General features: G+C 71.2%; 12 protein-coding genes. 8 read left to right on the top strand and 4 right to left on the bottom strand.

Annotation, left to right across the window (positions count from 1 at the left end; all coding sequences use genetic code 11):
• The first annotated feature begins 52 nt into the window (after nucleotides 1–52).
• A complete protein-coding gene (locus ADK55_RS15335) occupies nucleotides 53–838 on the top strand; it encodes an ECF transporter S component (protein WP_053679136.1) in 786 nt (261 codons plus the stop codon).
• A 387-nt stretch (nucleotides 839–1,225) separates the two neighbouring features.
• Nucleotides 1,226–1,630, top strand: coding sequence for a transglycosylase SLT domain-containing protein (locus tag ADK55_RS15330; RefSeq protein WP_053679041.1), 405 nt, complete (start codon nucleotides 1,226–1,228; stop codon nucleotides 1,628–1,630).
• Nucleotides 1,631–1,867: 237 nt separating this feature from the next.
• On the opposite strand, the gene ADK55_RS15325 is transcribed toward ADK55_RS15330, so the two are convergent.
• Nucleotides 1,868–3,037, bottom strand: a complete 1,170-nt coding sequence (locus ADK55_RS15325) for a steroid 3-ketoacyl-CoA thiolase (RefSeq protein ID WP_053679039.1) — start codon at nucleotides 3,035–3,037, stop codon at nucleotides 1,868–1,870.
• A 241-nt stretch (nucleotides 3,038–3,278) separates the two neighbouring features.
• Here ADK55_RS15325 and ADK55_RS15320 point away from each other — a divergent pair, with 241 nt between their 5' ends.
• Nucleotides 3,279–4,523 carry a cytochrome P450 gene (locus ADK55_RS15320; RefSeq protein ID WP_053679037.1) on the top strand — a complete coding sequence of 415 codons (1,245 nt, stop codon included), beginning with the start codon at nucleotides 3,279–3,281 and terminating at the stop codon, nucleotides 4,521–4,523.
• Nucleotides 4,524–4,754: 231 nt separating this feature from the next.
• A complete protein-coding gene (locus tag ADK55_RS15315; RefSeq protein WP_053679035.1) occupies nucleotides 4,755–5,120 on the top strand; it encodes a DUF6193 family natural product biosynthesis protein in 366 nt (121 codons plus the stop codon).
• Nucleotides 5,121–5,404: 284 nt separating this feature from the next.
• On the opposite strand, the gene ADK55_RS15310 is transcribed toward ADK55_RS15315, so the two are convergent.
• Complete coding sequence (locus ADK55_RS15310) at nucleotides 5,405–7,447, bottom strand: bifunctional glycosyltransferase 87/phosphatase PAP2 family protein (RefSeq protein ID WP_420713630.1); 2,043 nt, start codon at nucleotides 7,445–7,447, stop codon at nucleotides 5,405–5,407.
• A 118-nt stretch (nucleotides 7,448–7,565) separates the two neighbouring features.
• On the opposite strand from ADK55_RS15310, the gene ADK55_RS15305 reads away from it, so the two are divergent.
• Nucleotides 7,566–7,895, top strand: coding sequence for an antibiotic biosynthesis monooxygenase family protein (locus ADK55_RS15305; RefSeq protein ID WP_053679033.1), 330 nt, complete (start codon nucleotides 7,566–7,568; stop codon nucleotides 7,893–7,895).
• 278 nt (nucleotides 7,896–8,173) lie between these two features.
• On the opposite strand, the gene ADK55_RS15300 is transcribed toward ADK55_RS15305, so the two are convergent.
• Nucleotides 8,174–8,590, bottom strand: a complete 417-nt coding sequence (locus ADK55_RS15300) for a nuclear transport factor 2 family protein (RefSeq protein ID WP_053679031.1) — start codon at nucleotides 8,588–8,590, stop codon at nucleotides 8,174–8,176.
• A gap of 107 nt (nucleotides 8,591–8,697) precedes the next feature.
• Here ADK55_RS15300 and ADK55_RS15295 point away from each other — a divergent pair, with 107 nt between their 5' ends.
• Nucleotides 8,698–9,210: a GNAT family N-acetyltransferase gene (locus tag ADK55_RS15295; RefSeq protein WP_053679029.1), complete on the top strand. Its 513-nt coding sequence runs from the start codon at nucleotides 8,698–8,700 to the stop codon at nucleotides 9,208–9,210.
• Nucleotides 9,211–9,287: 77 nt separating this feature from the next.
• On the opposite strand, the gene ADK55_RS15290 is transcribed toward ADK55_RS15295, so the two are convergent.
• Nucleotides 9,288–11,366, bottom strand: coding sequence for an MFS transporter (locus ADK55_RS15290; protein ID WP_266947375.1), 2,079 nt, complete (start codon nucleotides 11,364–11,366; stop codon nucleotides 9,288–9,290).
• A gap of 99 nt (nucleotides 11,367–11,465) precedes the next feature.
• Between ADK55_RS15290 and ADK55_RS36405 the strand changes: the two genes are divergently transcribed.
• Both ADK55_RS36405 and ADK55_RS15285 read left to right on the top strand, forming a co-directional pair.
• Nucleotides 11,466–12,524 (top strand): peptidoglycan-binding domain-containing protein, encoded by a 1,059-nt coding sequence (locus tag ADK55_RS36405; RefSeq protein WP_159041403.1) that lies wholly within the window; start codon nucleotides 11,466–11,468, stop codon nucleotides 12,522–12,524.
• 466 nt (nucleotides 12,525–12,990) lie between these two features.
• Complete coding sequence (locus ADK55_RS15285) at nucleotides 12,991–13,677, top strand: HAD-IA family hydrolase (RefSeq protein WP_053679027.1); 687 nt, start codon at nucleotides 12,991–12,993, stop codon at nucleotides 13,675–13,677.
• The last annotated feature ends 626 nt before the right edge of the window (nucleotides 13,678–14,303 follow it).

The following is a 14,303-nucleotide window of genomic DNA, read 5'->3' as shown; positions in this document are numbered from 1 at the left end:
CACCCGTACCGCCCGTTCCACCCGTACCGCCCGTTCCGCCCGTCCCGTCCGCATCGGCCCCCGCGCCGCCGTCGCGCTGGTCCTGGTCACCCTGATCGGCATCGTCGCGTTCGGCTGGCCGCTGCTCGCGGACCGGCAGTCGGGGCTGGCCCACTCCCAGGACGCGCCGTGGCTCTTCGCGGCGCTGCTGCCCCTCCTCGTCGCGGTCGTCGTGGCGACGATCGCCGACAACGGCATGGACGCCAAGGCCGTCGCGATGCTCGGCGTGCTGGCCGCCGTCGGTGCGGCGCTCAGACCGTTGGGCGCGGGTACGGCGGGCCTGGAGCCCATGTTCTTCCTGATGGTGTTGAGCGGCCGGGTGCTGGGGCCGGGCTTCGGCTTCGTCCTGGGTTCGGTGACGATGTTCGCGTCCGCCCTGCTCACGGGCGGGGTCGGGCCGTGGATGCCGTTCCAGATGCTGGCGTTGGGGTGGTTCTCGCTGGGGGCGGGTCTGCTGCCCGGTCCGGACCGCATCCGGGGGCGGGTGGAGCTGGGCATGCTCGCGGCGTACGGGTTCGTGGGGTCGTTCGCGTACGGCACGATCATGAACCTCCAGGGGTGGGTGATCCTCCAGGGCATGGGGCAGGGCGTCTCCTTCCACCCGGGGGACCCGCTGCCGGAGAACCTGGCGCGGTTCGTCGCGTACTGCCTGGCGACCTCGTTGGGCTGGGACCTGGGGCGGGCGGCGCTGACCGTCGTACTGACCCTCAGCCTCGGCGCCACCCTGCTGAAGGCCCTGCGGCGGGCGACACGCAAAGCCGCCTTCGATGCCCCGATTTCCTTTGATTCGGGGGTTTAGTCCGTTTCCGACCCGTCCCGCGAAAGGGGTACGGATCGCCACGGACGGTGAGATTCGGGGCCCTGGCCGGTGACCCGCCCCACAGGACGCACGTCACATACGAACGGGACTAGTAGCCCCCAAGGGGCCCGAATCACCCCCTCGTGAGCGGCCCCCACCTGCGCGAAGGCCGGTCGACGGGCCGGGGGGTCGAAACGCCCCACCTGCGAGGGTCACTAGTAAGAGGGGTCGTTGCCAGGCCGTCGGGGCGTCTGTAGAACTGGATGAGTCGCAAGGCGGCAGGGGTACTTCACCCCCCGCCGACGAACCCCTCTCCACCGCGTGAGTGGCTCACGCACGTCTTCGGCGTGCTTGCGGCCGTCCCCGTCCCCTACGGAAGGCCATTCCGTGTCCAACACCGTCATCCGCCGCATCACCGCCTCCAAGAAGGCCATCGCCGGTTCCGTCCTCGCCCTCGGCGTCGCCGGTTCCATGCTCGCCACGGTCCCGGCCCAGGCGGCCCCGATGAACGCCAAGTCCATCGCGCAGCAGATGATCAAGGACCCGGCCCAGTTCGAAGCCTTCTCCAAGATCGTCTCTCACGAGAGCGGCTGGAACCACACCGCCACGAACTCCTCCTCCGGTGCGTACGGCCTGGTCCAGGCCCTGCCGGCGTCGAAGATGTCCTCGGCGGGCGCGGACTGGAAGACCAACCCGGCGACCCAGATCAAGTGGGGCCTGGACTACATGAACTCCCGCTACGGCAGCCCTGTCGGCGCCTGGAACTTCTGGCAGTCCCACCACTGGTACTAAGCCGACCAGTGGCAGCGGACCCGGCAGGACCCGCCCGCGAGGCGGCGCACGACTTCCCGCCCACAAGGCGACGAGAACTTCCTCCGCGCAGCGACGCGGAACCCGCCCACAAGGCGGTGACAGACATGCGAAGGCCCCGGTGGCCGGCCTCCCCAGGTCCGGTCGTCGGGGCCTTCGGCTTCCCATCCCACTGGGTCCGAGACCGCTCGCGCGGTGGTGGTGGTGCGGACGCGGCCGTTACAGCCGCTGGATGATCGTGCCGGTGGCCAGCGCGCCGCCCGCGCACATGGTGATCAGCGCGAACTCCTTGTCGCGCCGTTCCAGCTCGTGGAGCGCGGTGGTGATCAGTCGGGCGCCGGTGGCGCCGACGGGGTGACCGAGCGCGATGCCGCCGCCGTTCACGTTGACCTTCTCCAGGTCCTGGTCGAAGACCTGTGCCCAGCTGAGGACGACGGAGGCGAAGGCCTCGTTGATCTCCACGAGGTCGATGTCCCGGAGGGACATCCCGGCCTTGCCCAGCACTGCCCGTGTCGCGTCGATCGGCCCGTCCAGGTGGTAGTGCGGGTCCGCTCCGACCAGCGTCTGGGCCACGATCCGGGCGCGCGGCTTGAGTTTCAGCGCGCGGGCCATCTTGCGCGAGGCCCACATCACGGCCGCGGCCCCGTCGGAGATCTGCGAGGAGTTCCCGGCGGTGTGCACGGCGGTCGGCATGACCGGCTTGAGCCGGGCGAGGCCCTCCATGGAGGTGTCCCGCAGCCCCTCGTCCCGGTCGACCAGCCGCCACATGCCCTGACCCGCGGCCTGCTCGGCCTCGGTGGTCGGCACCTGCACGGCGAACGTCTCGCGCTTGAAGCGCTCCTCGGCCCAGGCGGTGGCCGCCCGCTCCTGGGAGAGCACGCCCAGGGTGTCGACGTCCTCCCGGGTCAGTCCCCGATGGCGGGCGATGCGCTCGGCGGCCTCGAACTGGTTCGGGAGGTCGACGTTCCACTCGTCGGGGAAGGGCTTGCCGGGACCGTGCTTGGAGCCGGAACCGAGGGGGACCCGGCTCATGGCCTCGACGCCGCAGGCGATGCCGATGTCCATGACCCCGCCGGAGATCATGTTGGCGACCATGTGGTTGGCCTGCTGGGAGCTGCCGCACTGACAGTCCACGGTGGTCGCGGCGGTCTCGTAGGGCAGGCCCATGGCCAGCCAGGCGTTGCGGGCGGGGTTCATCGACTGCTCGCCGGCGTGGGTGACGGTGCCGCCGACGATCTGCTCCACGCAGTCGGGCTGGATTCCGGTACGGGCGAGGAGTTCGCGGTAGGTCTCACCGAGCAGGTAGGCGGGATGAAGGTTGGCGAGGGCGCCCCCGCGCTTTCCGATGGGGGTGCGTACGGCTTCGACGATGACGGGTTCCGCGGCCATGAGCTCGTCCTCTCCTGCACGGTGCCGACGCGGCGGGCCGTCCCGGCGCCCCGCCCTGAACTAGTACGCGTTCTAGTTCCCTCCGCAGTCTTATGACCTGGAGGCCCGGCACGCAAGGGTCTTGCACGTGGCTCCACGGATTCCACACGCAACAGTTGGCGCCGGAGCCCTTGTCACTTCTGGAACTCGTTACTACCTTCGAGCCAACTTCTGATGGGCCGTCAGACCTTGGAGTCGCCCGATGCCCTGCCCCGCGCTGCCCGAAGGCTTCGACGCCACCGACCCCGACCTCCTCCAGGACCGGGTCCCCTTCCCGGAGTTCGCACAGCTCCGGCAGACCGCCCCCGTGTGGTGGTGCCCGCAGCGGCGGGGCATCACAGGTTTCGACGACGAGGGCTACTGGGCCGTGACGCGGCACGCGGACGTCAAGTACGTCTCCACGCACCCCGAGTTGTTCTCCTCGACCACCAACACGGCGATCATCCGCTTCAACGAGCACATCGCGCGCGAACAGATCGATGCCCAGCGCCTGATCATGTTGAACATGGATCCGCCGGAACACACCCGCGTCCGCCAGATCGTCCAGCGCGGCTTCACCCCGCGGGCGATCCGCGGCCTGGAAGGGGCCCTGCGGGACCGGGCGCGAAAGATCGTCGAGGAGGCGGTGACCGCCTCCGCGGACGGCAGCTTCGACTTCGTGACGCAGGTGGCGTGCGAACTCCCCCTCCAGGCCATCGCCGAACTGATCGGCGTGCCGCAGGAGGACCGGCTCCGGATCTTCGACTGGTCGAACAAGATGATCGCCTACGACGACCCCGAGTACGCGATCACCGAGGAGGTCGGCTCGAACGCCGCGATGGAACTCATCGGCTACGCGATGAACCTGTCGGCGGCCCGCAAGGAGTGTCCGGCCAAGGACATCGTCACGCAGCTGGTCGCGGCCGAGGGACAGGGCAACCTGGGCTCCGACGAGTTCGGCTTCTTCGTGCTGCTGCTCGCCGTCGCGGGCAACGAAACCACGCGCAACGCCATCAGCCACGGCATGTACGCCTTCCTCACCCACCCCGAGCAGTGGGAGCTGTACAAGGCGACACGGCCGGCCACGGCGGCGGAGGAGATCGTGCGCTGGGCCACCCCGGTGGTGTCCTTCCAGCGGACCGCCACCCAGGACACCGAACTGGGCGGCCAGAAGATCAAGGCGGGCGACCGGGTGGGGATGTTCTACTCCTCCGCCAACCACGACCCCGAGGTCTTCGAGAACCCGAACGCCTTCGACATCACCCGCGACCCCAACCCCCACCTGGGCTTCGGGGGCGGCGGCCCGCACTTCTGCCTCGGCAAGTCGCTGGCCGTCATGGAGATCGACCTGATCTTCAACGCGTTGGCCGACGCGCTGCCCGACCTGCGCCTGGCCGGCGAGGGCCCGAGGCGACTGCGCGCCGCCTGGCTCAACGGCATCAAGGAACTCCGGGTCAGCGGCCGCTGACCCGCGGCGGGGGCGGGGGCGGCGGGGGTGGGGGCGGCGGGGCCGTTCCACCCCATGCCCGGCCCGTGCCGTCCGCCGGCCCGTCACGTTCCGGTCGTGACCTTCCGGTTATGGCTTTCCCGTCGTGACGTTCCGGTTGCGGCCCTCCCGTTGTGACGTTCCGGTTGCGATGTTCCGGTTGTGACCTTCTTGGCCGTTGTCCCGGAGCCGGTGGCGCGGCACACTTCGCGGATGAACCTTCAGGACGAACGCGGGCCCGCCGACGCCGTGGAAGCACGCTGGCAGCGGATGCCCTTGACGTGGCAGTTGGTCCTCGACCGCGCCGACTCCAAGACCATGGGCCAGGGCGTCCTGGCGCTGATAGAAGCGGCCTCGAAGGAACCCAGACTCAGACGGCTGTACCCGTTCACCAGTCATTGGACCCTGTGGTTCAGCTCCCGTACGAGCCCCCCGTTCAACGTGGGCGTGCCGGCGGTCGAGCCGCTGGCCGACGGCCGGTTCCGGGTGCGCGGCCCCCGCATGACGAACGTGATCGGCGAGACGGACACCGCCGAAGCGGCCATCGCCCTCGTGGTGGCCCAACTCCCACCGGACTAGACGGTCTCCTTCGGATCCTGCCCGACCCACGCCGCCCGGCCCACGCCGCCCGGCCCACGCCGCCCGGCGCCGCGTTGTCGGGACCGCCCCGGTACGTCCGGTGCCGTGCGGGAGCGCCGAGTGGCGGGAGCGCCGTACCGGGCGGATCCTGGACGGACGCGGCGATCCACCGAAGGGGTGCCGGAGCGGTGTCGAGACCGTTCCGGCACCCCTTCGGCCGCGCTCCGCGCCCGACCGGCCCCCCGTGGGATCCGCAGGGCTCCGCGCTCCCACCCGACCCGCCGTCAGGCGGTGGTGCGCTCCCCTGCCGCGCGGGTGCTGCCCTCCTGCTCGGGGGCCCGGGGCCGCGGCAGCGTCAACCCGGAGTCGGCCCCGCCCCGCTCGCCGCGCGGCCCGGAAAGTACGTGGACCAGCCCGAACCCGGCGCCGACGACGAGGGCTCCGCCGACCGCGTCGAGCACCCAGTGGTTCGCGGTGGCCACGATCGCGCACACCGTGATCAGCGGGTGGAGGGCGCCCAGCAGCTTCTGCCACCCTTTCGGGGCGAGTACGACGATCACGATCCCGCACCACAGCGACCAGCCGAAGTGCAGCGAGGGCATGGCCGCGTACTGGTTGGAGATCGCGGTCATCGCCCCGTACCGCGGGTTCGCGAGGTCCTGCACCCCGTGCACGGTGTCGACGAACCCGAGGTCGGGCATCAGGCGTGGCGGTGCGAGCGGGTACAGCCAGAAGCCGACGAGCGCGAGGACCGTGGCCAGCCCCAGCGAGGCGCGCGCCCAGCGGTAGTCGGCGGGGCGGCGCCAGTACAGGACCGCCAGGATCCCCATGGGGACGACGAAGTGAAAGGAGGTGTAGTAGAAGTCGAAGAACGCCTCCAGCCAGGGCGTGTTCACCACGGCGTGGTTGACGGCGTACTCGATGTCGATGCCGAGCGCCTTCTCGATGCCGTGGATCCGGCTGCCGTTGGCCTCCGCGAGGTCGCGGCCCGCCGTGGCGGCGGCCCGGATGTGCGAGTAGATCGAGTAGCCGACCCGTATCAACAGCAGTTCCAGCAGCAGGTTCGGGCGGGACAGCACGCGCCGCCAGAACGGCAGCAGCGGCACCCGGGACCAGCGCGCGGCGGCGGGCCGGCCGTACGCGGTGGGCACGGGCTCTCGCCAGTACGGCGAGGAAAGCGACAGGAACGGCACCGCGCACGCCGCCGCGAGGGCGGCCAGCAGCAGCACGTTGTCCCGTACGAGGGCCAGCACGCCCAGGTTCGGCAGCAGCACGGCGCTGGGCAGGATCACGGCGAGCACGACGGCGACCGGCCAGACGGTGCGGTCGGCGGCCCGCCTGCCCACCCTGCCGGCGACGGCGAGCAGTACCCACAGCAGTTGGTGGCGCCAGCCCTCCGGGGACACGGCGACGGCCACACAGCCGGTGATCGCGACGGCGAGCAGCAGTTGGCCGTCGCGGGCGTACCGGACCGCGCGGCGCAGCCCGATCCACAGGATCACGCCCGCGAGCGCCGCGTACAGGGCGATCTCGGCGGGTCCGCTCAGGCCGAGGCGGAGCAGCGCGCCGTGCACGGACTGGTTGGCGAGGCCGTCGGGGGCGCGCCCGAGGCCGGTGCCGGCGAGGTGCTCGACCCAGTACGTCCACGAGTCGCGCGGCAGCGAGGCCCAGGACAGGGCGGTCGCGCCCGCGAACGTCACGGCGGCGGCCCCGGCGGTGGGGCGGCGCCCGGTCAGCCACAACAGCGCTGCGAACAGCAGCAGTCCGGGCTGCAGGGCGGCCGCGAGACCGACGAGGAACCCGGCGGGGCGTTCGCCGGGCACCCTGAAGACGGCGAGCAACACCAACAGCACGGGCAGGACGGCGGTCTGACCCGGCGACGCGGCCTCGCGCACGGGCAACGAGACCATCATCAGGGCGACCAGCACGGGCGCCGCCGGCAACGCGGCACGCCGGGGCACCGGATCGGGCAGGCCTCGCGCGGCGACCAGCCCGATCGCGGCGACGAACAGCAGGGTGGCGCAGGTCCAGGCCACTTCCAGGGAGGGCGCCGCGAGACCGGCCAGCGGCTTCAGGACCAGTCCCGCGAAAGGGGTGCCGGTGAACTGGCCGGATCCGCTCTCGTAGAGCGAGCCCGACAGACCGTCCGGGAGGTGGAAGCCGTCGAGCCATCGCGTCGGCGGCACCCGCAACACGGCGACGGCCTGTCTGACCGCGAGCGCGCCCGCGAGCGCCCACAGCAGGAGGTGCAGGGCTCCCGGTCTGCCGCGATCGTCCATGACCCCGACGTGTCCGTCACCACCGCTGTGCTCTGCCGCGTCAGCCACGCCTCGCCGGCCTCCCGCCCTGTCGGCCGCAACCTCGACTTCGCCAGGCTGCCGCGCCCCACGCACCACTTGATTACCCGAAGGACGATATCCCTCGCGGATCCCTAGGATGGCGTCCATGAGCATCGTGAAGATCAACGCACTGACCGTCCCGGCCGAGCAGCGAGAGGTGCTGGAGCAGCGCTTCGCCTCGCGGGCGGGAGCCGTGGAGGGTTCGGACGGCTTCGAGTGGTTCGAGCTGCTGCGCCCCGTGGAGGGCACCGACCAGTACCTCGTCTACACGCGGTGGCGTTCCGAGGAGGACTTCCAGGCGTGGATGGACGGCCCGATGAAGGCGGCCCACCAGGGCGGCGGCGCGGGTGGCGGCGAGCGGCCGAAGCCGGCGGCCTCCGGGTCCTCGGTGTGGTCGTTCGAGGTCGTCCAGCAGGCGGCGCCGAAGCAGGCGTGAACGAGCGCGGCGGAAGGCCCGGGGGCCGTGGCCCCGGGCCTTCCGGCCGGTCGGGTCGGAGCGGGTCTGAGCGGGTCGGATCTGCTGTCGGATCGGGTCGGGTCGGATGTCGGGTCGGGTCGCATCGGGTCGGCCGGCGGCGGCAGGCGGCAGGCGGCAGATCGGACCGGCAGTCGGATCGTCAGGCCAGACCGGCAGGCCACACCGGCAGGCCGGAAGGCCACACCGGCAGGCCGGCAGGTCACATCGGCAGGTCGACAGGTCGGCAGATCAGACCGTCAAGTCGGCAGGTCAGGTCGGGCGGACCAGAACGCGTCGGCCTCGTCGATGTCCTCGGTGCAGCCGTCGATGTCGGTGATCTTGTGCCCGACGATCGTGAAGAACAGCCCTTCTCGGATCTCGATCCCCCGGTCACCCCGGTCGCCGCGCGCGGTGTGGAAGCTCATGACGTGGCCGCGGCCGTCGGCCATGACCGACTCCAGGTGGAGCCGGAGCGTCCCGTTCGTCTCCTCCGCGAGGCGGCGGTAGAGGCCCATGACGGCTTCCCGCCCCTTGTGATGCCCCGACAACGGGTTGTTTCCGGGCATGTGGTGGATGACGTCGGCCGTCATCATCGCGCCCAACGCCTCCAGGTCGCCCTTGCCGAAAGCCTCGTAGCCGCGGCGGATCAGGGCACAGTCAGGATGCTCCGACATGACGGTTCACGCCCTCCATGTACACGATTTGTCCTTTTCACTATCATCGGCCCGCCCCTGTGGATAATCCAACGCGGACCTCCCCTCTCCTCTCGCACAATGACGCCATGAACAGCGACAACGACGCCATCACCACCACGGGCACCTGGAAGGTCGCCCCGGAACCGTTCACCACTCCCGACGGAACGGCCCTGCGCCGCGCGTACTACGCGGAGGTCGCCGGGCGGTATTGGAAGCGCTCCGTCACCGAGGCGGAGATCGACCAGGGCATGCTCGACTTCCCCGCCGACGACCTCCTGCCACCCACGGGCCGCTTCGTCGTCGGCAGACTCGACGGCCGGGCCCTGGCCTGCGGCGGCATACGTCTGCTGGACCCCGTCACCGCCGAGCTCACGCGGGTGTACGTCGACCGGCGCGCCCGCGGTACCGGAGGCGGGGCGGCGCTGCTCACCGCCCTGGAGGACGCGGGCCGCGCGCTGGGCGCCGAGCGCGTACGGCTGGACACCCGGTCCGACCTGGTGGAGGCCCGGGCGCTGTACTCACGGCACGGGTACGCGGAGATACCCGCGTACAACTCCGGCCCCTATGCGGAGCACTGGTTCGAGAAGCCCCTGGTGTAGTCGTCACACAGGCCCGCGGCACATAGGGCCTGAGGCGGGATTCAGGGGGCGACAGGGGCTCAGGGGGCGACACGGGTTCAGGGGGCGGCGTGGTCCCGGCGCGGCAGGGTGTCGTAGGGCTCCTCGGAGTCTGATCCGCACAGTTCCGCGTTGAGTTCCTCGACCAGCTTGATCAGGTCGGTCGGCCGGTTCGGGCCCCACCAGTCGCCGAGCAGTTCGGCGAGCGATTCCTGCCGGGCGGCGGCCAGCCGGGCGGCGCTCTCACGGCCCGGGTCGGTCAGGACCAGGGACAGCCCGTCGCGTACCGCGAGTCCGCGCCCCTCGACCTGCCGGGCCGCGTCCGTGATCACCTTGATCGGCACGCCGGTGCGGTCGGCGAGCACCGACGGGTCCGTCGATCCGTACTTCTTGATCCGCAGCAGCATCCAGCTGGACGCGGGCAACAGGTCGTATCCCGCCTTCGCGGTGATCTTCTCGTAGACGTGCCGGCGGCCCTCACGGGTCCCGAGGACCGACAGGGCGCGGGCGACCTCTTCGTGTGAGGACCGCTGGACGGGGTTGGAGGCGAGGGTCTCGGTCACATCGGGTGCGGTGACGGATGCGCGGAGCTTGTCCTCCTTGAGGAACCAGGCCACCACGAAGGCGACGAGCACCATGGGCACGGCATACAGGAAGACGTCGGTGATGGAGGTGGAGTAGGCGTCGAGCGCCCGGGTGCGCAGGTCGGCGGGGAGTCCTCCGATGGCCCGCGGGTCGGCCTCCAGCCCCGCGACGGTCACACCGGCCGGCAGCTGCGCACCGGCCAGCGCGGAGGAGAGCTGGTCGTCGAGCCGGTTGGTGAAGATCGTGCCGAAGATGGCGACGCCGAAGGAGGCTCCGATGGAGCGGAAGAAGGTGGCGCCGGAGGTGGCGACTCCGAGGTCCTCGTAGCTGACCGCGTTCTGCACGACGAGGACGAGGACCTGCATGACCAGGCCGAGTCCGGTTCCGAAGACGAAGAAGTAGATCCCCATCTCCCAGTCGGAGCTGGTGCGCTGCAACTGGTGCAGGAGCAGCAGTCCGATGGCGGTCACGCCCGTACCGGCGATCGGGAAGACCTTCCAGCGCCCGGTGCGGCTGACGATCTGCCCGGAGACGGTGGAGGCGATCAGCAGGCCGAACACCATCGGCAACATGTGGACGCCGGACATCGTCGGCGAGACGCCCCGGACGATCTGGAGGAACGTCGGCAGGTAGACCATCGCGCCGAACATCGCGAAGCCGATGACGAAGCTGATCACCGAGCAGAGGGTGAAGGTACGGATCGCGAACAGTTTCAGCGGCAGGACCGGTTCGGCGGCCCGCCGCTCGACGAGGACGAAGGCGACCAGGAGGACGGCGCCGAGAACGGCCAGACCGATGATCTGGGCCGAACCCCAGGCCCAGGTGGTACCGCCGAGAGAAGCGACGAGGACGAGGCAGGTGGCGACGGAGGCGATGAGGAAGGTGCCGAGGTAGTCGATGGTGTGCTTGGTGGAGCGCACCGGGATGTGGAGGGCCGCGGCGATGACGGCGAGGGCGACGAGACCGATGGGGATGTTGATGTAGAAGACCCAGCGCCAGGTCAGATGGTCCACGAACAGGCCGCCCAGCAGCGGCCCGAGGACGCTGGTCGCGCCGAAGACGGCGCCGAAGAGCCCTTGGTACTTGCCGCGTTCACGGGGCGGGACGATGTCCCCGACGATCGCCATGGACAACACCATCAGCCCGCCGCCGCCCAGGCCCTGGAGGGCTCGGAAGCCGATGAGCTGCGCCATGTCCTGGGCGATCCCGCACAGCGCGGACCCGATCAGGAAGATCACGATCGCGTACTGGAACAGCCTCTTGCGCCCGTACTGGTCACCGAGCTTGCCCCACAGCGGCGTGGCGGCGGTGGAGGCGAGCATGTAGGCGGTGACGACCCAGGACAGGTGCTCCATGCCGCCGAGCTCACTGACGATGGTCGGCAGGGCGGTGGAGACGATGGTCTGGTCGAGTGCGGCGATCAGCAGCCCCAGCAGCAGGGCGCCGATGGAAACGAGTACGTCACGTGAGGCGCGCTCACCGCCGGGGCCGGGTTGCACGGCCGATGCGGTCACATCCTGGGCCATCGACTCCTCCTCAGGCCGGATCAACATTTCCATCCTGAGTGGTGTGTCCGGTTATGGCCTCTCGGGAGGGTTGGGTCGGGCCTGGCGGGTCTGCATAATCGCAGGCAGTGGCCAGGGAGGGTTCCAGTGAGCGCTGAGCGCTGTCCAGAATGCGGCGCCGAGGGCGTCGGCTGCGAGTGCGCGCCGGGGGCGGGTTTCAACCCCCTGCGCATTCGCCCGTACGTATCCCTGTCCGACCCCGGGCAGTCGGGATCCGCTTCGGCGTACCCGCAGCCGGTGCTGGGCGCGATGGCCGATCCGGCCCGGCCATCGTCCGGCAACCCGTTCGGCCCGTTCGGCCCGCCCGGCGAAGCCCCGACGGAGCTGCTGCCCCCGGTCCCGCCGGCAGCCGCGCCTTCGCACGACACCCCGGCGTACGGCATACCCGTACCGCCGCAGCCGCCGCAGGCCTGGTCGGACCACACGATCCCCCTGCGCCCGGTCCCGCCCACGGCGACCGGCGCCCCGGCTCCGCACACCCCGCGCGGGGCCCCTGCGGGCCCCACGCCGGGCGCCGCGCCCCGTCCCACCGGCGGGGGCGGGGGCCCGAGGAAGCGCAAGCGGCTCGTCCTGCTCCTGGCAGGCGCCTGCACCGTGGTGGCCCTGGGTGGTACGGCGCTGGCACTGGCGCTGGGGGGATCCTCGGAGCCCGGGAAGACCGATACCGCGCTGTTGGACGCGAAGCCGTCGGGCCCCGTGGCGAGCCTGGCTCCGACCGGTTCGCCGGAGGCTTCACCCAGCCCGAAGGCAAGCCGGTCGGCCTCGCCGTCACCGTCCGCGTCCCGTTCCGCGTCACCGAGCGCGAGCGCATCGCGTTCCGCGTCGCCCTCCCCCACGCCGAGCACGTCCCGTTCCACCGCGCCGCCCACCTCGACCCCTCCGCCGAAGCCGAGCCGCACCCCCAAGCCCCAGTCACCCCCACCGCCGCCGGTGCAGGGTCCGACCCTGGCGTACGGAGACTCCGGATCAGAGGTGAAGAAGCTCCAGCAGCTCCTGTCGGGGCAGGGTCTGTACCGCGGCAGGGTGGACGGCAGGTACGGCAGGTCGGTGGAGAACGCGGTGTCGGAGTTCCAGTGGTACAACGACATCCAAGGTGACCCCTGGGGCGTCTACGGCCCCGCCACCCGCCGCGCACTGGAGGGCTAGGCGGACGCCGACCCCGGTCCATTGCAGCCTCGCCGGCGTTTGAGGCGCGGGGTGCGGGGCGGAGCCCCGAAGATCCCGGCGCAGCCGGGGCCGCTTCGCGCAACGGCGCCCGGCCCGTCGCACGCGCGCACGCCCGCCCGCCCGGCAACCCGCCCCGCCACCGACGTCTCCCCCCGGCGACCCATCGGGGTCCGGCCGACGACTCGGTCGTGTGCCGTTCGTCACCGCCCCCGGCCGTCGAGCCGGCAGCCGCATTCTCAACTCGCCACCTCACCAGCCGAGTTGACCAGCAATGCCGCACACGCCACACCACACCCCCACCCCTGAAGGACTTCCCGCCGGGCGCACGGTGGCGCGGACCGCCTCAGATTTTGTATCGTGTGGGAACAAAGTGGTTCCGCCTTCACTCCCTGACCGGTGGGCGGAACCACTTGTTCTTTTTCCCGCCCCGTCTGGAGCCCCGCCGATGCCGGCCAGCACCACCGCCTCGACCTCGACCGTCCTCACCGCCAAGGCTCTGCTCCTGGACATGGACGGCACCATCGTCAACTCCGACGCCGTGGTCGAACGCTGCTGGCGCGACTGGGCCGTATCCCACGGGCTCGACCCGCACGAGGCCCTCAAGGTGGTCCACGGGCGTCAGGGTTACGCCACGATGGCCATCCTTCTGCCCGAGCGGCCGATGGAGCTCAACCACGCCGAGAACGTCGAGATGCTCGCCCGCGAGACCGCCGACACCGACGGCGTGGTTCCGGTCGGCGGCGCGCCGGAGTTCATGGCCGCCATCGCCGACCTCCCGCACGCACTGGTCACCTCCGCCGACGCCGCGCTGGCCCGGGCCCGGATGACGGCCGCATCACTGCCCATGCCCGAGGTACGGGTGACGGCCGAGTCGGTAGGGGCCAGCAAGCCCGACCCCGAGGGGTTCCTCAAGGGCGCCGCCGAGTTGGGTGTGGATCCGGCCGACTGCATCGTCCTCGAAGACTCCGCCGCAGGTATCGCCGCAGGCCAGGCCGCCGGGATGCGGGTCATCGGCATCGGCTCCAGGGCCGCCGCGCACGGCCCCACGGCCCACGTGCTCGACCTGACGTCGATCCGCGTACACACGACCCCGGACGGAACCATCCACCTCACGCTCACCCCCGCCGTCTGACCCACAGACCGAAAAGGCGCGTGGCCCGGTTGACCGCCGGGCCGCGCGCCTTTTCACATGCGCCCACAGGGCCCGCAGGGCACGACATGCGGCGCCCGCAGGCACGTGGGGCACGCGGCACTCACAGGCACACAGGGCCCGCAGGCACGTAGGACCCGCAGCGCTCACAGGCACACAGGGCCCGCAGGCGCGTAGGACCCGCAGCACCTGCAGACCCGCAGGGCTCACAGGGCTCACAGGGCCCGCAGAACACGCAGCGCTCACAGGACCCGCAGGGCCCACAGCGCACGCAGGCCACGTAGGGCACGCAGCGCTCACAGGCACACAGGCCACGTAGGGCCCACAGGCGCACAGGACCCGCAGGGCCCACAGCGCACGCAGGGCTCGCAGGGCCCGCAGGGAGTCGACAGGCCCGCCACCCACCCATGCGCACGCCCCGACCCGCGCACGCCACCCTCCCGGATCCGAGCCCGACAGGCCGCCCGCCCGCGCCACCGGCAACGTCCGGGCCGGCCCCCTTCGCACCCCGCAGCGCCACCCCATCCCACACTCCGCCGCGCCCATACCCCGCCGCGAACCCCGTCCCGCACCCCATGTCCCGCATCCCGTCCCGCACCCTCCCCGCC

Origin of the sequence: Streptomyces sp. WM4235 (genome assembly GCF_001279725.1) — a bacterium.
In the GTDB taxonomy this organism is placed as follows: domain Bacteria; phylum Actinomycetota; class Actinomycetes; order Streptomycetales; family Streptomycetaceae; genus Streptomyces.
The sequence above is the reverse complement of the archived record's forward strand: the minus strand, read 5'-3'. Positions and strand labels throughout refer to the sequence as shown.

Coding starts and splice junctions, on each gene's coding strand:
- ADK55_RS15325 (WP_053679039.1), bottom strand. CDS start 3,037: ATGGCCGCGGAACCCGTCATCGTCGAAGCCGTACGCACCCCCATCGGA.
- ADK55_RS15320 (WP_053679037.1), top strand. CDS start 3,279: ATGCCCTGCCCCGCGCTGCCCGAAGGCTTCGACGCCACCGACCCCGAC.
- ADK55_RS15315 (WP_053679035.1), top strand. CDS start 4,755: ATGAACCTTCAGGACGAACGCGGGCCCGCCGACGCCGTGGAAGCACGC.
- ADK55_RS15305 (WP_053679033.1), top strand. CDS start 7,566: ATGAGCATCGTGAAGATCAACGCACTGACCGTCCCGGCCGAGCAGCGA.
- ADK55_RS15300 (WP_053679031.1), bottom strand. CDS start 8,590: ATGTCGGAGCATCCTGACTGTGCCCTGATCCGCCGCGGCTACGAGGCT.
- ADK55_RS15295 (WP_053679029.1), top strand. CDS start 8,698: ATGAACAGCGACAACGACGCCATCACCACCACGGGCACCTGGAAGGTC.
- ADK55_RS15290 (WP_266947375.1), bottom strand. CDS start 11,366: ATGTTGATCCGGCCTGAGGAGGAGTCGATGGCCCAGGATGTGACCGCA.
- ADK55_RS15285 (WP_053679027.1), top strand. CDS start 12,991: ATGCCGGCCAGCACCACCGCCTCGACCTCGACCGTCCTCACCGCCAAG.